The organism is Bradyrhizobium sp. CAR08 (assembly GCF_052871955.1).
This window is the reverse complement of the sequence record NZ_JBIXJX010000002.1, coordinates 138,127-159,950: the sequence shown is the minus strand read 5'-3', so window position 1 is coordinate 159,950 and position 21,824 is coordinate 138,127. Positions and strand designations below refer to the sequence as shown.

Annotated in this window: 22 protein-coding genes; 10 read left to right on the top strand and 12 right to left on the bottom strand. The window is 63.9% G+C overall.

Annotated elements, in window-relative coordinates:
• Positions 1-299: 299 nt before the first annotated feature.
• The 3 genes from ACIPUD_RS04410 to ACIPUD_RS04400 all read left to right on the top strand — a co-directional run bounded on the left by ACIPUD_RS04410 (position 300) and on the right by ACIPUD_RS04400 (position 3,861).
• Positions 300-2,039, top strand: a complete 1,740-nt coding sequence (locus tag ACIPUD_RS04410; protein ID WP_026233778.1) for an ATP-binding protein — start codon at positions 300-302, stop codon at positions 2,037-2,039.
• Positions 2,040-2,142: 103 nt separating this feature from the next.
• On the top strand, positions 2,143-2,721 hold the full coding sequence (locus tag ACIPUD_RS04405; protein WP_026233779.1) for a peroxidase-related enzyme: 579 nt from the start codon (positions 2,143-2,145) through the stop codon (positions 2,719-2,721).
• Between the two features lie 198 nt (positions 2,722-2,919).
• Positions 2,920-3,861, top strand: a complete 942-nt coding sequence (locus tag ACIPUD_RS04400) for a hypothetical protein (protein ID WP_085395871.1) — start codon at positions 2,920-2,922, stop codon at positions 3,859-3,861.
• 17 nt (positions 3,862-3,878) lie between these two features.
• On the opposite strand, the gene ACIPUD_RS04395 is transcribed toward ACIPUD_RS04400, so the two are convergent.
• Both ACIPUD_RS04395 and ACIPUD_RS04390 read right to left on the bottom strand, forming a co-directional pair.
• Positions 3,879-4,022: a hypothetical protein gene (locus ACIPUD_RS04395; RefSeq protein WP_201263842.1), complete on the bottom strand. Its 144-nt coding sequence runs from the start codon at positions 4,020-4,022 to the stop codon at positions 3,879-3,881.
• Between the two features lie 149 nt (positions 4,023-4,171).
• The gene (locus ACIPUD_RS04390; protein ID WP_085395870.1) at positions 4,172-4,795 is read right to left on the bottom strand and encodes a ParB-like protein; all 624 of its coding nucleotides are present in this window, start codon (positions 4,793-4,795) and stop codon (positions 4,172-4,174) included.
• Between the two features lie 266 nt (positions 4,796-5,061).
• On the opposite strand from ACIPUD_RS04390, the gene ACIPUD_RS04385 reads away from it, so the two are divergent.
• The 6 genes from ACIPUD_RS04385 (at position 5,062) to ACIPUD_RS04360 (ending at position 9,941) form a co-directional block, all read left to right on the top strand.
• Positions 5,062-5,403, top strand: a complete 342-nt coding sequence (locus ACIPUD_RS04385; RefSeq protein WP_085352754.1) for a hypothetical protein — start codon at positions 5,062-5,064, stop codon at positions 5,401-5,403.
• Between the two features lie 249 nt (positions 5,404-5,652).
• The gene (locus ACIPUD_RS04380; RefSeq protein ID WP_007592476.1) at positions 5,653-5,940 is read left to right on the top strand and encodes an acyl carrier protein; all 288 of its coding nucleotides are present in this window, start codon (positions 5,653-5,655) and stop codon (positions 5,938-5,940) included.
• Positions 5,941-5,950: 10 nt separating this feature from the next.
• Positions 5,951-6,421: a 3-hydroxyacyl-ACP dehydratase FabZ family protein gene (locus tag ACIPUD_RS04375; protein WP_085352753.1), complete on the top strand. Its 471-nt coding sequence runs from the start codon at positions 5,951-5,953 to the stop codon at positions 6,419-6,421.
• Positions 6,418-7,623 carry a beta-ketoacyl-ACP synthase gene (locus ACIPUD_RS04370; protein WP_446480176.1) on the top strand — a complete coding sequence of 402 codons (1,206 nt, stop codon included), beginning with the start codon at positions 6,418-6,420 and terminating at the stop codon, positions 7,621-7,623. Before ACIPUD_RS04375 ends, ACIPUD_RS04370 begins: the two co-directional genes overlap by 4 nt.
• Positions 7,624-7,722: 99 nt before the next feature.
• Positions 7,723-9,000, top strand: a complete 1,278-nt coding sequence (locus ACIPUD_RS04365) for a beta-ketoacyl-ACP synthase (protein ID WP_018459333.1) — start codon at positions 7,723-7,725, stop codon at positions 8,998-9,000.
• A gap of 8 nt (positions 9,001-9,008) precedes the next feature.
• Positions 9,009-9,941: a lipid A biosynthesis lauroyl acyltransferase gene (locus ACIPUD_RS04360; RefSeq protein WP_204510907.1), complete on the top strand. Its 933-nt coding sequence runs from the start codon at positions 9,009-9,011 to the stop codon at positions 9,939-9,941.
• 13 nt (positions 9,942-9,954) lie between these two features.
• On the opposite strand, the gene ACIPUD_RS04355 is transcribed toward ACIPUD_RS04360, so the two are convergent.
• The 7 genes from ACIPUD_RS04355 to ACIPUD_RS04325 form a co-directional block, all read right to left on the bottom strand.
• On the bottom strand, positions 9,955-11,061 hold the full coding sequence (locus tag ACIPUD_RS04355; RefSeq protein WP_446480175.1) for a polyamine ABC transporter substrate-binding protein: 1,107 nt from the start codon (positions 11,059-11,061) through the stop codon (positions 9,955-9,957).
• 4 nt (positions 11,062-11,065) lie between these two features.
• Positions 11,066-12,244 (bottom strand): aminotransferase, encoded by a 1,179-nt coding sequence (locus ACIPUD_RS04350; RefSeq protein WP_446480174.1) that lies wholly within the window; start codon positions 12,242-12,244, stop codon positions 11,066-11,068.
• Between the two features lie 8 nt (positions 12,245-12,252).
• A complete protein-coding gene (locus ACIPUD_RS04345; protein ID WP_446480173.1) occupies positions 12,253-12,579 on the bottom strand; it encodes a rhodanese-like domain-containing protein in 327 nt (108 codons plus the stop codon).
• 170 nt (positions 12,580-12,749) lie between these two features.
• Positions 12,750-14,678 carry a potassium transporter Kup gene (locus ACIPUD_RS04340; RefSeq protein ID WP_446480172.1) on the bottom strand — a complete coding sequence of 643 codons (1,929 nt, stop codon included), beginning with the start codon at positions 14,676-14,678 and terminating at the stop codon, positions 12,750-12,752.
• Positions 14,679-14,819: 141 nt separating this feature from the next.
• The gene (locus ACIPUD_RS04335; RefSeq protein ID WP_085385797.1) at positions 14,820-16,718 is read right to left on the bottom strand and encodes a potassium transporter Kup; all 1,899 of its coding nucleotides are present in this window, start codon (positions 16,716-16,718) and stop codon (positions 14,820-14,822) included.
• A gap of 272 nt (positions 16,719-16,990) precedes the next feature.
• Positions 16,991-17,821 (bottom strand): OmpA/MotB family protein, encoded by an 831-nt coding sequence (locus ACIPUD_RS04330; protein ID WP_007592497.1) that lies wholly within the window; start codon positions 17,819-17,821, stop codon positions 16,991-16,993.
• 23 nt (positions 17,822-17,844) lie between these two features.
• Positions 17,845-18,618, bottom strand: coding sequence for a motility protein A (locus ACIPUD_RS04325; protein WP_018459340.1), 774 nt, complete (start codon positions 18,616-18,618; stop codon positions 17,845-17,847).
• 328 nt (positions 18,619-18,946) lie between these two features.
• Here ACIPUD_RS04325 and ACIPUD_RS04320 point away from each other — a divergent pair, with 328 nt between their 5' ends.
• Complete coding sequence (locus ACIPUD_RS04320) at positions 18,947-19,240, top strand: hypothetical protein (protein ID WP_085353034.1); 294 nt, start codon at positions 18,947-18,949, stop codon at positions 19,238-19,240.
• Positions 19,241-19,258: 18 nt separating this feature from the next.
• On the opposite strand, the gene ACIPUD_RS04315 is transcribed toward ACIPUD_RS04320, so the two are convergent.
• From ACIPUD_RS04315 to ACIPUD_RS04305, 3 genes are all read right to left on the bottom strand, one after another.
• On the bottom strand, positions 19,259-19,978 hold the full coding sequence (locus tag ACIPUD_RS04315; RefSeq protein ID WP_018459343.1) for an RraA family protein: 720 nt from the start codon (positions 19,976-19,978) through the stop codon (positions 19,259-19,261).
• Between the two features lie 152 nt (positions 19,979-20,130).
• Positions 20,131-21,012: a CDP-alcohol phosphatidyltransferase family protein gene (locus tag ACIPUD_RS04310; RefSeq protein ID WP_018459344.1), complete on the bottom strand. Its 882-nt coding sequence runs from the start codon at positions 21,010-21,012 to the stop codon at positions 20,131-20,133.
• Positions 21,013-21,099: 87 nt separating this feature from the next.
• A complete protein-coding gene (locus ACIPUD_RS04305) occupies positions 21,100-21,804 on the bottom strand; it encodes a phosphatidylserine decarboxylase (RefSeq protein ID WP_446480323.1) in 705 nt (234 codons plus the stop codon).
• Between the last annotated feature and the right edge of the window lie 20 nt (positions 21,805-21,824).

Here is a 21,824-nt window from a genome sequence, read left to right as displayed (position 1 = left end):
AGGTCTCGTCAACAAATCCAGCATCGGCGCTGCGAATGACGGGCCGTTCGGGACGACGAGCCGTCCCCAGAAAGGGGACCGACTGCCCGAATGGTAAAATCTTCCTTAAACGTCCCGGGGCCCCGGCCGGCAAAAAGCAGCATTCCCACCGTTTCTGCCCACAAGTATGTATGGGAACAAACCTCGCACCCGAATTGTCGCGGATTTAACGAAGCGCCGGCGCCTGCCGCTTAACCGTTTGTCCAGCGACGGCCGTGCATAGTCCGGGCAACCCGTTGCTCTTGCCAGGTTCATTCATTGTGACATCCTTTGGACGCGTGATTTCGGTTCGCGGATCGCTCGCCCGGGTCGGGCTGCTGGCTGAAAGCCGCATGCCGGTCTCGGAAGTTCGGGCCACCGTCGGCCGCTTCGTCAGTATCCGCTGCGCCAGCTCGGTCATCGTCGCCATGATCACCGAGGTGTCCTGCGAGAACCTCTCGAGCAACGACAATCTGATCGCCATCGCCTCGGTCGACCTGCTGGGCGAAATCCTCAACGCGACCGGCAAGGCCAAATTCCAGCGCGGCGTCACCAACTATCCGACCATCGGCGATTCGGTCGACCTGATCACGAGCCAGGAGCTGCGCACGATCTACGCGCCCACCGGTTCCGACCAGATCAATGTCGGCTTCCTTCAGCAGGACAGCTCCGTCGTCGCCTATGTCGACATCGAGGAAATGCTCTCCAAGCACTTTGCAGTGCTGGGATCGACCGGCGTCGGCAAATCGACCGGTGTGTCGCTGTTGCTCAACGAGATCCTCAAGGCACGCCCGAACCTGCGCATCTTCCTGCTCGATGTGCACAACGAATATGGCCGCTGCTTCGGCGACCGCGCGCTGGTGCTCAACCCGCGCAATCTGAAACTGCCATTCTGGCTGTTCAATTTCGAGGAAATCGTCGACGTGCTGTTCGGCGGCCGCGCCGGCGTGCCCGAGGAGCTCGACGTCCTCGCCGAGGTCATTCCGCTCGCCAAGGGCGTCTATACCCAGTACCAGAACGCCGACCGCATCGGCTTGAAGCGCATCGATCCCAAGCAGATCGGCTACACCGTCGATACGCCGGTGCCTTATCGCCTGGTTGATCTGATGTCGCTGATCGACGAGCGCATGGGCAAGCTCGAGAACCGCTCCTCGCGCATCATCTATCACAAGCTGATCTCCCGCATCGAGGCGGTCCGCAACGACCCGCGCTACGCCTTCATGTTCGACAACGCCAATGTCGGCGGTGACACCATGGCCGAGGTGATCAGTCACCTGTTCCGCCTGCCGGCCAACGGCAAACCGATGACGGTGATGCAGCTCGCCGGCTTCCCGGCCGAGGTCATCGATTCCGTCGTCTCGGTGCTCTGCCGCATGGCCTTCGACTTCGGCTTGTGGAGCGACGGCGTTTCGCCGATGCTGTTCGTCTGTGAGGAGGCTCACCGCTACGCCTCGGCCGATCGCAATGTCGGCTTCGGGCCGACCCGCAAGGCGGTGTCGCGCATCGCCAAGGAAGGCCGCAAATACGGCGTCTATCTCGGCCTCATCACCCAGCGTCCGGCCGAGCTCGACGCCACCATCATCTCCCAGTGCAACACGCTGTTCACGATGCGCCTTGCCAACGAGCGCGACCAGGCGCTGCTGCGCGCCGCGGTGTCGGATGCGGCCGCGAACCTGCTTTCGTTCGTGCCCTCGCTCGGCACCCGAGAAGTGCTGGCATTCGGCGAAGGTGTCGCGCTGCCGACGCGGCTGCGCTTCAAGGAGGTGCCGCCGCATCAATTGCCGCGCGGCGAAGCCACCATCAGCAGCGTGCCCTCCGTCACCTCCGGTCACGACATGCATTTCGTCGGCGCCGTGCTCGAGCGCTGGCGCGGTGCCACCTCGCAGCGCGACGTGCCGAACGATCCGGTGTTCTCGGCGCCGCCCGCGAAGACGCTCTCCAGCATCGAAACTCCGATGCTGCAACCCTCGATGGGGTTGGATCCGGACCGCTTCTCGCTGCTGAAGAAGCCGCTGCGGTAAAGCGACGCTCGTTTTCCAGCGCCGGCATTGCGAGCCTGGCGTCACGTTGAGCATGGCACCCGCATCGACTATGGTTGCCGGCCCCAAGCCGGAATCCATGCCCATGACAAAGCCTGTGCAACGCTTCGCCGCTCCCGCCCTCGATGCGCTCCCTGACGACATCCGCACGCGTCTCCTCGCCGTCCAGGAGAAGAGCGGCTTCGTGCCGAACGTGTTCTTGACGCTGGCCTACCGCCCGGACGAGTTCCGCGCCTTCTTCGCCTACCACGACGCACTGATGGAGAAGGACGGCGGCCTCAGCAAAGCCGAACGCGAGATGATCGTGGTCGCGACCTCGGCAGCCAATCAGTGCCAGTATTGCGTGATCGCGCATGGCGCGATCCTGCGTATCCGTGCCAAGAACCCGCTGATCGCCGACCAGATCGCCACGAACTACCGCAAGGCCGACATCACGCCGCGGCAAAAGGCGATGCTCGACTTCGCGATGAAGGTCTCGGCCGATGCGCAGCGGATTTCCGAGGACGATTTCACCGCGCTCGCGCCGCATGGCTTTAGCGACGACGACATCTGGGACATCGCCGCAATCTCCGCCTTCTTCGCACTGTCGAACCGGCTGGCGAATTTCACCGGCATGCGGCCGAACGACGAATTCTATCTGATGGGACGGTTGCCGAAGAAATGACCGACCGCCGCGAGGGCGGAAGGAACGCATCGCCACAATGCAGCGGATGAGTTCCCGCTTGACGGGAACTCTGTGTTTTCGCAATCGCACACGTTTAATTAAGAATCTCACCCTCAACTAGCACAAACGCCTTGGCACAACTTGCGCAGTTTCCGTCCCCGGAGACGCGGATGAGTCGTGCCTGTTGGGGGGCTTCTCATGAACGTGCGGGCATTTGTTATCGCGACCTGTATTGGCACGACATTCTTCGCTGCCGGATACGCATGGAACTATCAGCCGGAGATCATCAACGCGAACGAGATATGGAGCATGTTCGAATCGGAGCACGGCAAGGCGCGGGCTGCCGTCTTACGCGTCCTCGTTGCGCCGAATTCAGCTCACTTCAACGGCCTGCGAACGATCGATGCAGACCAGGCAAGATACGTATGCGGCTCCGTAAAAGCGATGGACAAGGAGAGGCAGTATGTCGAGGCCGCGTTCGTTTACACCGTCTCGATCGATTTTGCCCGTATCGACGACGACGGCCGGATGACGTCGCAGCGCTCTGCTTACAAGCCCTGCCCAGGCGCGGCCGACGACAAAATTGCCGACCAGAACACGCTGATATCGCCAGGCGCGCTGTCGATGATCAAGACCATCGAAAAAGTCATCCCCAAGTCGAGCGGCGGAACGATGGAACAACAGCTTGGCCAGCTGGCCGGACAGACAGCGGCGGTGGCGCCAGGTTCGGCGGTCCCGCGGAGATCAGCCGGCTCATCGGGTTCGCCAGCCTCAGCAGGGGCAGGATGGGCGCCAGCAGCACAGCATTCAGGTTCGGGCGTGGAGGCGCGACAAGCAGATGAACTGACGTGGCGTGTCGATCAGCCGCCGGCTGCATGGCCAAGTTTCCCCTCGGACCATCCGCTGGCGAAATCGGCGCAGAAGCGGACGAGCGCCGAGGCCCTGGCTTTCGCAACAGATATCGAGGCTCGCTGGGAGAAGGCCAAATCATCTGGCGTTCCGGCCAAGCGTCCTTCGCCTGAGGAGATCAAGGAAGCATGCCGCGCGCTACTTACGATTGATCCCGCGGACAAGGATTATCCGCGGGCCTGGGCCGCCTTTGTGCGGTTGCGCAAAATCGATCGCGACGCTGCTGGTTGAACTGGCGTGAACCTGTCCTAGCGCTGCGCCATCAACTCGAGCGCCGGGGCAAAGCGCTCGGAAAACGTCAACGTCTTGGCATGGTGAACTGCGGCAAACGATGCCGAGATCCCGGCTGAAGCGACCACGAGCAGGGCAACGGCGAAAATCAGACGGCGCATTTCGGCCTCCTGTGTGAGCTCGACAATTCCAACAGATGGCACGGCTTGGTTTCAGCACTGCTTCGTGCGGACGGAAGATGGTTTCGCTCAAGAGGCTGTGATCAGATCCAGTTTGCGGAGCCGCATGCCTGCTGCTGCGAGCGTTGCGCCTAATCATCCTCCGCTGGCCCACACCAGCCGGGCAGATAGATCGCATCCTTGCTCTTGGCTGAGGACATCGCCTTCTCGAGCGCCTTGTCGAAATTGGCATCCACAGTCTTGCGCGACAGCTTTCGACGCAGATAGTCGGCCCACAGGAATTCGGAGAACGGCGTGGTGTCCTTGGCGAAGCCGCCCATGCGGCGCAGTTCGCCGGCAAGGCTCCGGAAGGGATCGTCCTTGAGGTCGACGACGGATTTGGGCAAATCGCGGAATGGTCGCCGTTCGCCCTTGGCGTCGTAGGGGTAAACCCAGCGCTTGTTGTCCATCACGCCCCAGAACGCTTCGCGCTCGACCATCCTGAGGTCGCCGATGATGGTGACCAGCACCTCCTTGACGCCCTCGTCGTGCAGCGCGCGACCGAGATGATGATGGTCGATCACGTAATAGCGCTCGTCGGGGCCGTGCACGACGGGGATCATATGCTTGCCGAGCAGATCGGCCTGCTTCTTCTTGTCGTGCTCGCGCCAGCGCTTGCGCTTCTCCTTGACCTCGCGCATCCCGACCGTCATCTGCGTCGGCCGCAGCGACAGGATCGACACCGGATGCACTCTCGGTTCGCGCGTATTGGTCATGGTCGAAAGGCCCCTAACATGGTTGCAGCTGCGTGGTCAGGTTCCCTGGACTATGTCATGGGCACCGCGCCGGCAAATGCATTCGGCTCGGTGGATATTATTGCATCGCACCCTCTGCAGGCCCGGAACGACCACCACGGTCCTTCGTTCGCAGTCCTGCAGGATAGTGCGAACGCGCAATGCACGTGCGCGTTGAGAAAATTTTCTGCAACGCGTTCACTACGTATGCTATCTAAAAATCGCTGCTTCGGAGTGATCCCTGCACCATGACAACCCAGCGGCCCATAAGCTCGGATGACGAGCACCGGGTGCTCCAGTTCAGGCCGCGCACCTCGCCTTCCCCGACGGCCCACCGCGGCAACGCTAGCGTGCAGCAATTGCGCGTCGCGCCCGAGCGGCTCGACCTGTCGCGCTACGAGGAGCCTCGCACCGAACCGGACGATTTCCGCCGTCGCATGCTCGCCAATATCGCGGCGCTGGCCTTCACCATCGCACTGACCGCGATCGGGATCTGGCTCGCGGTGAGCATCGCCGACCTGCGCCGGACCCAGGATTGCGTGCTGATGGGCCGCCGCGACTGCGTCAAGATCACGACGCCGCACATCTAGGCAGGACATCTGGTAAGCAAGACGTCTGGTAGGCCCGCTGGCGCTCCTTCGGCCGAAACGGCTCAGCCGGGGCGTCCCCAGCCCGGTCCCCACACCCGTCCGGCTCCATTGAACTCAGGGCGGCGCTCCGATATACGGGCTTTCGACCCGGCCAGAGGGGGGTTGAGGGCGTCATCGGGGCGCGATGCCCACCCATCGTTCCACTCTGGAAAATCTGACAAACATCTGCAATATATCAAAGGCTTAGTGATGTCCTCCACATTCGATCAGGTCGCTACGATCATCGCTGAAACCTGCGACATCCCGCGCGACACGATCACGCCGGATAGCCATGCCATCGATGACCTCGGCATCGACAGCCTCGATTTCCTGGACATCGCGTTCGCGATCGACAAGCAGTTCGGTATCAAGCTGCCGCTGGAAAAGTGGACTCAGGAGGTTAACGACGGCAAAGCGACCACCGAGCAGTATTTCGTGCTGAAAAACCTGTGCGCCCGCATCGACGAACTGGTTGCGGCCAAGGGCGCGAGCGCCTAAGCGCGCGGTCATGCAACTCGAATACTTCCACATGATAGATCGCGTCGTCGACCTCAACGTCGACGCGAAGACGATTGTTGTCGAGGCTCAGGTCCCGATGGAGAGCACCATCTTCGAAGGGCACTTCCCGGGCTATCCCCTGATGCCCGGCGTGCTCCTGATCGAATCGATGGCGCAGGCCTCGGGCTGGCTTCAGCTTGGCGTGCTCAAATTCGAGCGTATGCCGATCCTGGCTGCCGTCAAGGAGGCCAAGGTCCGCGGCTCGGTCTTCCCCGGCGATCTCATGAGCATCGAGGCGAGCCTGGCCCATCAGGGCTCAGGCTACGCCGTGACCGAAGCCAAGATCAAGGTCGGCGGCAAGCTGCGCGCGAATTCGACGCTGACCTTCACGCAGATTCCCTTTCCCCATGCGGATATGCGCGCCCACATGGACGCGGTCGCCAAACGCGTCGGCTTTCCGCAACAGGCCGTATTGCCATGACCGAGACTGCTTCGAAGCCTGCCCAGACGGAAGTCTGGATCACCGGCATTGGCCTGGCCACCTCGCTCGGCGAGGGCCTGGACGCCAACTGGGCCGCGCTTCAGGAGAAGCGCATCAATGTCGACGAGAAGGGCTTTGCACCCTACATTGTGCACCCCCTGATGCCTGTCACCTTCGACAGCCAGATCCCCAAGAAGGGCGACCAGCGCCAGATGGAAGCCTGGCAGCGCATCGGCACCTATGCGGCCGGGCTTGCGCTCGACTCCGCCGGGATCAAGGGCAACAAGGACATCCTGTCGAAGATCGACATGGTGGTCGCCGCCGGCGGCGGTGAACGCGATCTCAACGTCGACACCGGCGTGCTCACGGCCGAGGCCAAGGGCGCCAACGCGCCCGGCTTCCTCAATGAGCGGCTGATGAGCGATCTCAGGCCGACGCTGTTCCTGGCCCAGCTCTCCAACCTGCTCGCCGGCAACATCGCCATCGTGCACGGCATTGGCGGCACCTCGCGCACCTTCATGGGTGAAGAGGTTGCCGGCGCCGATGCCGCCCGCATTGCATTGTCGCGCATCGCCTCCGGCGAGAGCGACATCGCGCTGATCGGCGGCTCGCACAATGGCGAGCGCAAGGACCTGATGGTCCTCTACGAATTCGGCGACTTCAATCTGAAGGACAAGTTCGCCCCCGTGTGGGCGCGCAAGGACCACGCCGGCTTCGCGCTCGGCTCGGCTGGCGCGTTCCTGGTGCTGGAATCGAAGGCCCATGCGGAAGCGCGCGGCGCAAAACCATTCGCAAAGCTGTCGAGCGTCGTTGCCGACCTTGCCCGTCGTAAGACCCCCGGCGACATGGCCGCGACGCTGGAGAAGCTTTGGACAAAGTTGCCGAAGCGCGACGGCAAGGGCGCGATCATATCCGGCGCGACCGGCGCGGAGCCTGCGACATCAGAAGAGCGCGCCTTCCTGAAGGGCCACGCCGAGTTCCCGGTGCGCTCGACCGGCACGATGTTCGGCCACACCATGGAGACGCAATTCCCGCTCGGCATCGCGCTCGCCGCGCTGTCGATCTCTCGCGGCGCGCTGTTTCCGCCGAACGATTCCACGGGCACCGAGATTGAAATGCAGGGAGCGCCCACCCAGATTGTGGTGGTGGGGGCCGGACACTGGCGCGGCGAAGGCATGGCGCTGGTCGAGGCAGTAAGCTAAAGCGCGTTACGCTTTGGCAGGTTATTGTTTGGGTATGATCTTCTCGGAAAACCGCGTCACGCTTTTTCGGATCATGCTCCAGCTCAAGCGGGGATCGACATGACTGCACCACGCGACAAACTCGGGCGTCCCGTCGTCGTCGTCACCGGCATGGGCATCATGACCTCGCTCGGCAACGGCAAGACCGACAATTGGGCGAAGCTCGTCGCCGGCGAATCCGGCATCCGCACCATCACGCGCTTTCCGGTCGACGGCCTCAAAACCACGATGGCCGGCACGGTGGATTTCGTCAGCGTCGATCCGTTCTCCTCCACCGGCCTGTCCGAACGGATGGCCGAACTGGTGACGCAGGAAGCGCTGGACCAGGCCGGGATCGGCACCAAGGCGGATTTCCCGGGTCCTCTCTTTCTTGCGGTCGCACCGGTCGAAGTCGAATGGCCGCAGCGCCGCGAACTCGGCCGCGCCGTCGGCAAACCCGACTTCAATTACGACGATCTGCTGCGCATCTCCGGTGGCGGCAAGTACAGCGCCTATCACCACCGCTTCATGTTCGGTTCGGTCGCGGCCTACCTCGCCGAGACCTTCGGCACCAAGGGCTCGCCGATCTCGTTGTCGACGGCCTGCGCTTCGGGCGCGACCTCGATTCAGCTCGGCGTCGAGGCGATCCGCCGCGGCGAGACCGATGCCGCGCTGTGCGTGGCGACCGACGGCACCGTGAATCCGGAGGCGCTGGTGCGCTTCTCGCTGCTCTCGGCGCTTTCGACCCAGAACGACCCGCCGCAGGCGGCCTCCCGTCCCTTCTCCAAGAACCGCGACGGTTTTGTCATGGCCGAAGGCGCCGGTGCGCTGGTGCTCGAAAGCTATGAAGCCGCCACCGCGCGCGGCGCAAAAATACTCGGCGTAATCGCCGGCTGCGGTGAGCTCACCGATTCCTTCCATCGCACCCGCTCCTCGCCCGACGGCAAGCCGATCATCGGCTGCATGAACAAGACGCTGGCCGATGCCGGCATGACGCCGGATCAGATCGACCACATCAACGCGCACGGCACCGCGACGCCCGAGAACGACAAGATGGAGTACAATACGACATCGGCCGTGTTCGGCGAGCTCGTCTCGAAGATTCCGGTCACCTCCAACAAGTCGATGGTCGGCCACACCATCTCGGCCGCGGGCGCGGTCGAGGCGATCTTCTCGCTGCTGACGCTGGAGCATCAGCGTATCCCGCCGACGATCAACTACGACAATCCGGATCCCACGATCCTGTTCGACGTCGTCGGCAACAAGGCACGCGATGCCCGCGTCACCGCGGTGATGTCGAACTCGTTCGGCTTCGGCGGCCAGAACGCCTCGCTGATCCTGACCCGCGAACCGGCCTGACCGGACGCATGGCGCTGCTTCCGGCGAGGACGAAGGCCCGCGCGCGGCAGACGGCAAAGTCGATCGGTGGAGGGCTGATCGGCGCTGCCACCGTCGGCATGTTGCGCACCACGCGTTATTTCGATCCAGCCAAGACCTCGGACTTTTTCGCACGCGTCACCAAACTGATCGGCCCGCGCCTGCGCGAGCACCGCATCGGCCGCGCCAATCTCACCGCGGCGTTTCCGGACAAGTCGCCCGAGGAAATCGAAGCCATCCTGATGGGCGTCTGGGACAATCTCGGTCGCGTCGGCGCCGAATTCGCCCATATGGACCAGGTCTGGGATTACGACCGCGATCATCCAGAAAACAGTCGGATCGAACTGCCCAGCCGCAGCATCGAGCTGTTCGATCAAATCCGCGACGACGGCAAGCCGGCGTTGATCTTCGCCGCACATTTGGCCAATTGGGAATTACCGGCGCTCGCCGCGGTCGCACACGGGCTCGATGCAGCGATCCTCTACCGCCGCCCGAATATCGCCTCCGCCGACCGCATCATCCAGGAGATGCGACAGGTCAACATGGGCACGCTGATCCCGGCGGGGCGCGACGCGCCGCTGCGGCTTGCCCAGGCGCTCAAGGACGGCAAGCACGTCGCGATGCTGATCGACCAGTATCTGACCGGCGGAGTCGAGGTCACCTTCTTCGGCCGCAAGACCCGCGCCAATCCGATGCTGGCGCGCCTGTTACGACAGGTCGAATGCCCGATCCACGGCGTCCGCGTCATCCGCCTGCCCGGCGGCCGCTTCACCGCCGAGATCACCGAAGAGGTCCACCCGGTGCGCGACGCCGACGGCAAGATCGACATCCAGGGCACCACGCAGGCGATCACGAGCGTGGTGGAAAACTGGGTGCGCGAGCATCCGGAGCAGTGGCTGTGGCTGCACCGCAGGTGGCGGTAGCGGACAGTAGTGCTTACCGCCCCGTCTTCACCCTGGTCCAAAGCCTATTGATGACCCGCTGGGTCGCGGGCTCACGCGCCGTGATGACGAACAGCTTTGCGAGCGTCGCCTCGTCCGGATAGATGTTCTTGTCGCTCAAGATTTTCGGATCGACCAGTTTCTGGCTGGCGAGGTTGCCATTGGCGTAGGACAGGAAGTCCGTATTCCTGGCGGCCACGTCCGGACGGTAGAGATAGTTGATCAGCTCGTAGGCTTCGCTGACGTTCCTGGCATCCGCGGGGATCGCGAGATTATCGAAGAACATCTGCGCGCCCTCCTTCGGGATGGCGTAGCCGATCTCGATGCCGCTTTTGGCTTCGGCAGCGCGGGCGCGGGCCTGCATGATGTCGCCGGACCAGCCGACCACGAAGCAGATCTCGCCGGTGGCGAGCGCGCTCAGATATTCGGACGAATGAAACTTGCGCACGGAGGGCCGCACCTTGGTGACGACATCGGCGGCCTTTTCGAGGTCGGCCTGCTTGGTCGAGTTCGGATCGAGCCCGAGATAGTTCAACGCCGCCGGAAAGATGTCGTCGGCGGAATCCAGCATGTGGACGCCGCAGTCTTTGAATTTCGCGAGGTTCTCCGGCTTGAACACGACGTCCCAGCTGTCAATCTTGGCATCCGCTCCGAGAATCTGCTTCAGCTTTGCGACGTTGTAGCCGATGCCTGTCGTGCCCCACATGTAATTGACGGCGTAGACGTTGCCGGGGTCATAGATCGCGAGACGTTCGGTTACCACCCGCCAGGCATTGGCCAGGTTCGGCAGCTTCGACTTGTCGAGCTTCTGGAAGATGTTGGCCTTGATCTGGCGCTGGAGGAAATAGGCGGTGGGCACCACGACGTCATAGCCGGATTTGCCGGCCATCAGGCGCGTCTCCAGCGTCTCGTTGGCGTCAAACGTGTCGTAGACCACCTTGATGCCGGTCTCCCTGGTGAAGGCCTCGAGAACGTCGGGCGCCACGTAGTTCGACCAATTGTAGAAGTTGACGACCCGCTCCTCGGCCGCGGCAGGAGCGGAGAGCAACGTCAGCGCGGCGGCGATCGCAAGGCCAAAACCACAGCGGCTGACGTTGGTCATCTCCCTACCTCTTGCGCCCGCGCACCGCGTCCGACAGTCGCTCCAGTGCGGTGTCGAGCGTCTCGTCCTTCTTGGCAAAGCAGAAGCGCACCACCGAGGTCACAGGGTCCTGCTCGTAGAAGGCCGAGACCGGGATAGCCGCGACCTTGTAGTCCTTCACGATCCGCCAGCAGAACTCGGTGTCGCTCTCGTTCAGCCCGAGCGGGGACAGGTCGACGGTGAGGAAGTAGGTGCCCTGCGACTTCAGCACGGGGAAGCCGAGGCTCTCCAGGCCCTTGGCGAGGCGGTCCCTGCTCCGCGTCAGGTCCTTGCGCATCGACAGGAAGTACTCGTCGGGCTTGCCGAGGCCGTAGGCGACGGCGGCCTGGAGGTTCGGCGCGGTGGTGAAGGTCAGGAACTGGTGCACCTTGGCGGCAACGCGCAGCAACGGCGGCGCGGCGCACACGAAGCCGATCTTCCAGCCTGTCAACGAGAAGATCTTGCCGGCCGAGCCGACCTTGATGGTGCGGTCGCGCATGCCGGGGATGGTGATCAGCGGGATGTGCTTGTGCTCGTCGAAAGTGACGTGCTCCCAGACCTCGTCGCAGATCGCGATGACGTCGAACTCCTGGCAGTAGCGCGCCAAAAGCTCGAGGTCCTCCCGCGGAAACACCACCGCGGACGGATTCAGGGGGTTGTTGAAAAGCACCGCCTTGGTCTTTGAATTGAAGACACTTTTCAGCATGTCCTCATTCAGCCGCCAATGCGGCGGCTCGAGCCGGACCAGGCGCGGAATGCCGCCGGCCTGGCGGATAATCGGCAGATAGGAATCGTACACCGGCTGGAAGCACACCACCTCGTCACCGGGCTGGACCACGGCGAGGATGGCCGAGGTCAGGGCCTCGGTGCCGCCGGAGGTCACCATCACCTCGCTCATCGGATCGAGCTCGAGGCCGTGCCAGTGGCCGTAATGGGTCGCGATCGCCTGACGGAGTTCCGGCAGGCCCATCATCGACGGGTACTGGTTGTAGCCGTTCAACGAGGCCTCGGCCGCGGCGCGGCGGATGTCCTCGGGCCCGGGATCGTCGGGAAAGCCCTGCCCAAGATTGATGGCGGCACTGTCGCGCGCAGCCTGCGACATCGCCTCGAAGATGGTGACGGGAAGGTCTGCGAAGACCTTGTTGAGGGACGAGCTCTTGGACATCGGCGGGGTCAGCCGCCGACCTTGCTGGGAAGACCCGCCGCCTTCCAGCCCAGCATGCCGCCGGCCAGATGTTTGTCGTAAGGCAGGCCCGCGGCCTGCGCCGCCAGTGAGGCCGTCACCGAACGCTTGCCCGAGCGGCAGGCGAACACGACCTCCTTACCCTCCGGATCGGGGATCGCTTTGCGATCGAAGGTCGAGAGCGGCACGACCACGCCGTAGGGATAAGCCTCGGCCTCGACCTCGTTCGGCTCGCGCACGTCGACGAGGAGATAGCGCCCTTCCGCAACACCCTTGGAGACCTCGTCCGGGGTCAGATCCTGTACTTGATTTGCCACATCATCCTCCAACGTCGCGGGCCGCTGCCGGGGCGATCCCGGCGGCCGGCAACCTCGCCTCTTGGCCAGCGAAAATCAAGCGCTACAAAGGCTTGAGCTGCCTTGCGCAAGTTAAAGCTAAATCGCAGCGACTTGAAGCGCGACCTTCCAACGGAGGATCAGATCGTCACTTAGATGGTCACCTGGGTGCCGACCTCGACGACGCGGCCGGAGGGGATCTGGAAATAGTCGGTGGCGTCGTTGGCGGAACGGCTGAGCGAGATGAACAGCCGGTCCTGCCAGCGCGGCATGCCCGAATGGGCGGCCGGCTTGAGCGCCCTCCGCGACAGGAAGAACGAGGTCGACATGATGTCGAACTGCCAGCCGAGCTTGCGGGCGATCGCCAGCGCCTTCGGCACGTTGGGCGATTCCATGAAGCCGAACTTCAGCGTCACCTTGGAGAAGGTCGGCGAGATCTGTTCCAGCTTCACCCGCTCGGCCGGATCGATGCGCGGGGTCTGCGCGGTCTCGATGGTGAGAATGACGTTCTTCTCGTGCAGCACCTTGTAGTGCTTCAGACTATGCATCAGCGCGGTCGGCGCGCTCAGGGGGTCGCTGGTCAGGAACACGGCGGTGCCGGGCACGCGCTGCGGCGGCCGCTTCTCCAGCATGGCCACCAGGTCGGCGAGCGGGAATTCGAGCTTGCGCGACTTCTCGAACAGCAGCCGGCTGCCGCGCCGCCACGTGTACATCAGGATGATCATGAGCGCGCCGAGCGCCAGCGGCACCCAGCCGCCCTCGAACACCTTGAGCAGATTGGCGGCCAGGAAGGTGAGGTCGAGAAACAAGAACGGCGCGATCAGGGCGGCAGCCGTGAACGGCGACCACCGCCATACCTTCCAGATCACCACGAAGCCCATCATCGCCGTAACCACCATGGTCCCGGTGACGGAGATGCCGTAGGCCGAGGCCAGCGCGCTGGAGGAGCGGAATAAGAGCACCAGCAGGACCACTGCGACGAGCAGGAGCTGGTTGATGCGCGGGATGAAGATCTGGCCGGAATGGGCTTCGGACGTATGGCGAATTTCAAACCGCGGCAACAGACCGAGCTGGATCGCCTGACGCGTCAGCGAATAGGCACCGGTGATGACCGCCTGGCTCGCGATAACCGTTGCGGCGGTCGCCAGCACCACCATGCAGCCGCGGAAAAAACCTTGCGGAAAGAGCTGGAAGAACGGGCTCACGATCGCGCCGGGGTCGCCGAGCACGAGGGCGCCCTGCCCCAGATAGTTCAATGCCAGCGACGGCACCACGATGAACAGCCAGGCAGTCTGGATCGGCCGCTTGCCGAAATGGCCGAGGTCGGCATAGAGCGCCTCGGCACCGGTGACCGCCAGGAACACCGCGCCGAGCGTCACGAAGCCGATGATGCCGTGGTGGATCATGAAGGACACGGCGTAGAGCGGGTTCAGCGCGAACAGCACCTGCGGTTGCTGGATGATCGGGTGGATCGCCGCGATCGCGATCACCGCGAACCAGACGCACATGATCGGGCCGAAGAAGGCGGCGACGCGAGCGGTGCCACGGGACTGCACGGCAAACAGACCGACCAGGATCATCACGGTCAGCGGCACGATGTAGGGCTCGAAGTGCAGGGTGACGTCCTTCATGCCTTCGAGCGCCGACAGCACCGAGAGCGCCGGCGTGATCACGGCGTCGCCGTAGAACAGGGCTCCGGAAATGATGCCGAGCAGGACGATGGTTGTTCCGCGGGTGCCGACTGCGCGCTGGGCCAGCGCCATCAGCGCCAACGTGCCGCCCTCGCCGTTGTTGTCGGCACGGAGCAGGATCACGACATATTTGAGCGTCACCACGACGATGAGCGCCCACAGGATCAGGGACAGCACGCCGAGCACGGCCGCCGGCGTCGGCACCCCCTCCGCGCCAGAAGCCGCCATCACCGCCTCGCGGAACGCGTAGAGTGGGCTGGTGCCGATATCACCGTAGACGACGCCGATGCTGCCGAGTGTCAGCGCACCGAAGCCGGCGGTGGTGTGGGCGTCGCCATGCCCATTGGCCGCCGCCGTTTCCGGGGCGGGAATCGCGATATCACTTGTCATGGGAGAGCCTGGTGGCCTCTAAAAATGCTTCACTGCACAACGGCAGAAGGGCGCGGGGCTTATAGGCCCGCGCTGCCGGCATAGCCTAGCCAGATTTTGGACCTTAGCCATGCACATTTGCATGGCTTGGCCGGCCGCCGTTTAGATGGTGACCTGGGTTCCGACTTCAACCACGCGTCCGGTGGGAATCTGGAAATAGTCGGTGGCGTCGTTGGCGGACCGGCTCAGCGCGATGAACAAATGGTCCTGCCAAAGCGGCATGCCGGACTGCGCCGACGCCTTCAGCGAGCGCCGCGACACGAAGAATGAGGTCGACATGATGTCGAATTGCCAGCCCTGCTTGCGCGCGATCGCGAGTGCCTTGGGCACGTTCGGCTGCTCCATGTAGCCGAAGCGCAGGCGGACCTTGAAGAACTTGTCGCTGATCCTCTCCATCCGGAACCGCTCCGACAGATCGACCCGCGGCGTATGCGCGGTCTCGATGGTCAGGACCACGTTGTGCTCGTGTAGCACCTTGTTGTGCTTGAGATTGTGCAGCAGCGCGGTCGGCACGAAGGAGGGATCGCTGGTCAGGAACACCGCGGTGCCCTTGACGATGTGCGGCGGCCGCTTTTCCAGGCTCCGGATCAGATCGTCCAGCGGCACCTCGATGCGGCGCGTTTTCTGGATCAGGATCCCGGACCCTCGCCGCCAGGTCCAGATTGTCCCGGCCATGATCACGCCGAACAGCAGCGGCACCCAGGCGCCTTCGAGCAGCTTCAGAAGATTCGCGCTGAAGAAGCTGATGTCGACCACGACGAAGGGCAGGATCACCGCTGCGGCCGTCGCCGCGCGCCAGTTCCACAATTTCCAGATCACGATGAAGCCCATGATGCCGTCAGCAACCATGGTGGTGGAGACCGCAATACCGTAGGCCGAAGCCAGATTGCTGGGGGTGTGGAACAACAGCACCAGCAGCATCACACCGATCAGCAGCAGCCGGTTTACACGCGGCAGATAGATCTGGCCGGCATGAGTTTCCGAGGTGAAGCGCACCTCGAAGCGCGGCAGGAGGCCGAGCTGCACTGCCTGATAGACCAGGGAATAGGCCCCCGTGATTACCGCCTGGCTCGCGATCACGGTCGCCGCGGTCGCAAGTCCGACCAGCGGCAGCACGAAATGCTCGGGCACCATGCGATAGAAGGAGTGTTCGATCGCGCTGGGATCCGACAGCACCAGTGCGCCCTGCCCGAAATAGTTGATCAGGAGCGCAGGCAGCACGAAGAACATCCAGGCCGACTGGATCGGCTTGCGGCCGAAATGGCCGAGGTCTGCGTAGAGCGCCTCGCCGCCGGTCACCGCGAGGAACACCGCGCCCAGTGTCACCAGGCCGATCGTGCCGTGCGACAGCAGGAATTGCAGGGCGTAATAGGGATTGATCGCTGCCAGCACCGACGGATCGTCGGCGATGTGAACGGCACCCAGCACGGCAAGAACGGTGAACCAGACGACCATCACCGGCCCGAAGGCTGAGGCGACCAGTGCCGTCCCCTTGCTCTGGACCGCGAACAGCAGCGTCAGGATGAGAACGGTCAGGGGAACGACATAGTGCTCGAAGGCGGGCGTTGCGAGCTTCAGACCCTCGACCGCCGACAACACCGAGATCGCCGGCGTGATCATGGAATCGCCGATAAACATGGAGGCGCCGACGACGCCGAGCGCCATCAGGAACCAGCTCCGCCGCCCGAGCGCGCGCTGGCCGAGCGCCATGAGGGAAAGCGTGCCGCCCTCCCCGTTGTTGTCGGCGCGCAGCAGCAGCAGCACGTATTTGGCGGTGACGACGATCAGCAGCGCCCAAAGGATCAGCGAGAGCACGCCGAGCACCATGACCCGCGAGACCGGCTGGCCATGGGCCGCGCCCCTGACGGCCTCGTGGAATGCGTAGAGCGGCGACGTGCCGATGTCGCCGAAGACGACGCCGATGCTCCCGAGCGTCAGGCCCCAGAAACCCGAGGTGACCGGCCCGTCCGGAGCTTCGGTCGATGTGATGCTCGCCGTCATATGAAACTGGAACGCTTCTGCCCGAGAATTGATCCGGCGCCTTTTGACGGTTCCGGCGCCCCTGTCAATCGGCACATCACCATAGCAGGCACCGGGCCAGATGCTGTGACGGCGCAGCAACGGTCGTTGCCCACGCGACGACATGCCTCAGGTAAGATGGTGGCACAAGAGCCCTGAGCCTTTCAGTCCCCGATTGAAGGGGAATTGGCTCTACATCCTTGTTTTGTCACGCTTCTTCGCGCGAAACAGGGTCCACTTCGCTCGAATGCGCCCTACGGCTTCAGATTCGGCGGCAGCGGCGGATCTTCGCGCATCAGGGTGATGGTCACCCGCCGGTTGGCCGCGAGCGAGGGATCGTCCGGAAACAGCGGCTGGGTATCCGCCTTGCCGGCGACGGCGAAGACATGGGCGGCCGGCAGGCCCTCGCGTTCGAGGATCTGACGCACGGCATTGGCGCGGTCGGCCGACAGATCGAAGGCGCCGTAGTCGCTGCGGGTCGGCACGAATCCAGCCGCGGTGTGGCCGGCGATGGAGACGCGCAGCGGCGTCGCCTTGAGCGGGACAGCGAGCTTCTCGATCAGGCGGCGGGTGCGGTCATAGGGGACTTTGGAGCCGTCGGCGAACATCGAGCGACCGTCCTGGTCCACGATCTCGAGGTTGAGGCCCTGCTTGGTCTCCTCGAACATGATGTGCTTCGACATCTCGGTCAATTCCGGCATGTCCTGCAACGCTTGGCGCAGCGAGGCCGCCGCCAGCGCAAAATTGCGGTCGACCTTGATCTTGGCGCCCGACGTGCGGTCACGATCCTCCTGGTCCGGCGTCGGCGTGTTGGAGGAGTCCTCGGGCTGAATGTGATCGACGTTCTTCAGCCGAGGGCGGGTCGGCAGCCCGTCGGACTCGACGATGCCGGAATAGCGCGCTTCGGTCTGGACACCGAAGGCGTCGCGCATGGAGCCTGCGACGACCTTCAGCTTGTTGGCATCCTGGGTCGAGAACGCGACGAGCATCACGAAGAAGCTCATCATCAGGCCCATCAGATCGGCGAAGGTCACGAACCAGCCGTGACCGCCTCCGTGTGAATCGCCGCGCTTCTTCTTGGCCATATCTCAAATCCCGGCGCGCGGCCTCAGGCCGGCACCGGCTCGCCTTCAGCGTGGCGGTGCTTCTCGGGCAGATAGGCCAGCAGCATTTCGCGGACCAGCGTGGGGCTCTTGGAGTCGCGGATCATCAGGATGCCGTCGATGATCAGCGTGCGGTTGGTCTCTTCGTCCAGGAGCTTTCCATGCAGCTTGTCGGCGATCGGGGTACAAAACAGGTTGGCGACCAGCGCGCCGTAGAGAGTCGCGAGCAGCGCGGTCGCCATGAACGGGCCGAGCTTTGACGGGTCGGTCATGTTGGCGAACATCTGCACCATGCCGATCAGCGTGCCGACCATGCCGAAGGCCGGGGCGCAGTCGCCGATGGCGCGGTAGATCTTGCTGCCTTCATCCAGATGCATCAAAAAATTATCGCGGTCGCGCTCGAGATTGTCGCGAATGAAGTCCAGGTCGTAACCGTCGGCGACGTAGCGGATGCCCTTGGCGAGGAACGGCTCGTCGGTCTCGACCTTTTCCAAACCCACCGGCCCTTGCTTGCGGGCGATCTCGGCGATGCGGGCGAGTTCGTCGACCAGATCGTGCGCCGACAGACGGCTCATAGTGAAGGCAAACTTGGCGCCGAGCGGTAGGCCGTGGATCAGCGTCGAGAGCGGAAAGCGGATCATGGTCGCGGCCGTCGAGCCGCCGAAGATGATGATCATCGCATGCTCGGAAACGAACATGTGGAGATCGCCGCCCAGCAGCATCATCGTCGCGATGACGACAATGCCCGCCACGAGCCCGATGCTCGTCATGATATCCATGGGAGACTCCAACGCGAACGCAACAACGGCCGTCCTGGCCGATGGCGCGGCCCAACCCCGAACCGCATCGGAAACCCTAGTGAGCCGCGATTAAAGACGCGTAAAGGTTAAGTTGAGCCGGCGCGCCTGGCGGCCGCAGCGCGCTGAAAGGCGCCGGCTTTTTGCCGACTGCCGACACGGATCTCAACATTTTGCTAACCATACGGTGTCGCGCGCACCCGTCACCCGTGCACGCGATCCCTTCGGCTGCGGCCCTGCGCCACATCGGGGGCGACCGATCAATTGGTATTCTGGACCCGGCCGGCACCTCATGGCGGAAGGCATCGCAATGGTGACGCTGTTCAGTCTTCTCACCGCGCTTCCCGCAGTGCTGGCGCTCCACATGCTCGAACCCGGGCTCGTCCTGCCGGCGTTCAGCGTGCTGCTCTTTGCCGAGGCGGCCCTCGCCGGGATCGCAGCGCACCTGATCCACATGCCGGACAATGCGGAAGATATCACCCTGTGGGATTTTGCCGGCGGCTTCACCTTGATCGGATGCGCTGCCGCGGTGCTCGGCGAGCCGGATCAGGCCGCCTTGTTCCTGACGGAACAGGGCAGCCTGCGAGCGGCGTCGCAACCGTAGATCATCGCGGTCCCGCCGTTAGTGAATCTCCGCCGAGCGCTTCAGCGCAGCCTTCAACTTCTCCAACGAGAAGTCGGGGCTGCGGGCGATCTCGAGGATCGGCGTCTCGCGGCGGCCACAGAGTTCGGCGGCCTCGGGCAGCTTTGCGGCAATATCGTGCGGAATTACGACGGCGCCGTGCTGGTCGGCATGGATCAGATCGTCCGACTTCACGGTCATGCCGGCGACGCGCACTTCGCCGCCAAAGCTCTCGGCGTGCACCCAGGCATGCGACGGGCCGATCGAGCCGGCCAGTGCCTGGAAGCCCGGCGCCCATTGCGGAATGTCGCGGATCGAACCGTCGGTGATGACGCCGAGGCAGCCGAGCGCCTTGTGCACGTTGCTCTGCACCTCGCCCCAAAACGCACCGTAGCCGACGTCGGGACCGTCGATGTCCTGGATCACCGAGATGCGCGGACCGTGGCCGGTACCGACATATTCGTAATATGCGATGCGGCGCTTGGACTGCTCTTCCGGCGGTAGTGAATTTTTCAGCACCGAGCGGATCGCGACCGTGCGGGCATAGCCGACGATCGGGGGCAGATCGGGAAATGGGCAGACCAGTGGTTTGGTGGTGTAGCCGATCAGCCGGCGCTCGGGCGCCACGATCTCCATGGCATTGCAGATCGTCGGCGTGTCATAGCGGCCCAGCGCTTCGAGGACGGAAGCGGGCAGCGGCCCGGTCGCAGTATTCGTCACAGCGTTCTCTCCCAGATTGGCGGCCGCTGTTGGTGCGGTGCCGCCTGCACCGGGCGATATAGCCGAGATCGGGCCTCAACCCAACTCAGGGCGCCTCATGGCAGATATCCAAGTCTCGCTGTTCAGTGCCTTGGCTGCTTGGCGCTTGCCGTTCAGTGCAGCCGGTCGGGCCGGTCGTCTTCGCGCGGCGGCTCCGACAGGTTTGCCAGCGTCGGCGCCGACGGCGGCGAGGAGACCTCGCCTCCAGCCGGCGCGGTGGCTTCCATCGCGCGCGCCTGGTCGCGATAGGATTTGTAGCCGAGCGGCAAAGCGAGCAGATACAGCACCGTTCCGATGGACAGCACGTGCCAGGGATAGGCGATCAGGATCGCGATGAACACGACCACCGCGACGAACGCCGGCAGCACCAGCTCGGGCGGCACGCGCATGCGCTTGGTCTTGCCGGAGAACACCGGCAGGCGCGACACCATCAGGAAGGCGATCAGCAGCGTATACGCAGCCGTCACCGCCGCAGGCAGCCGGCCGAGATCGAGGAACGCGACATAGATCGGCAGCAGCACCGTGATCGCGCCGGCCGGCGCCGGCACGCCGGTGAAGAAGTTGGCGGCAAAGGCCGGCTTGTTGGGATCGTCCATGGTGGCATTAAAGCGCGCCAGGCGGAGGCCACCGGAGATCGCAAACACCATGGCGGCGATCCAGCCGGCATTGCCGAGCTCGTGCAGCTGCCAGAAATACAGCATCAGGCCGGGCGCCACGCCGAAATTGACGAAGTCGGCGAGGCTGTCGAGCTCGGCGCCGAACTTGGACTGCCCCTTGATCATGCGCGCGATGCGGCCGTCGATGCCGTCGAGTGCCGCCGCGAACACGATGGCGTAGACCGCGAGCGACATCCGCCCCTCGATCGAGAGCCGGATCGAGGTCAGGCCGGCGCAGATCGCCAGCAGCGTGATGACGTTGGGCACCAGCATGCGCACCGGGATCGGGCGGAACCGCCGGCGGCGCACATCAGGATCTTTGAAGTCATAAGGCGTCATGGCTCGTCCTCACCTTGGGGCGAGATATAGCAAGCCGCGTTCCCCTCCGCCATTGCGGCGGAAGGCCCCTCAGGACCGACTTATTGGTTAATTGGCACGGTAGGCGCGGCTCGGGTCGTCTCCGGCAAGATCCGCCAGAATCGTCTCGCCGGCGATCGCGGTCTGGCCTTCCGAGACCAGCGCCTTCGTGCCCAGCGGCAGATAGACGTCGAGCCGCGAGCCGAATCGGATCAGACCGAAGCGCTCACCGGCGCCGATTGCCTGCCCCTCTTTGACGAAGCAGACGATGCGCTTGGCGACCAGACCCGCGATCTGGATCACGCCGATCCGCGCCGTCGGCGTCGTGATCACCAGCGCGTTGCGCTCATTGTCCTCGCTCGCCTTGTCCAGCTCGGCATTGATGAACAGGCCGGGCCGGTAGGCGATACGGTCCACCCGGCCCGCGATCGGGCTGCGGTTCACATGGCAGTTGAACACACTCATGAACACCGAGACGCGCGGCAGCGGCCGATCGCCGAGCCCGAGCTCGGCCGGCGGCAGCGCCATAGTGATCATGGAGACGCGGCCGTCGGCGGGCGACACCACGAGCCCCTCGCGCACTGGGGTCACGCGCACGGGGTCGCGGAAGAACAGCGCGCACCACACGGTCAGGATGGTGCCGATCCACCCCAAAGGCGACCACAGCCAGAACAGGAGGAGGCTTGCCAGCGCAAAGCCCCCGATGAAGGGATATCCCTCCTTGTGGATCGGCGGGATCTGACGCTGGATCGAATCGAGAATGGACATCGCTATCTGCCGCTCAGGGTTGATGG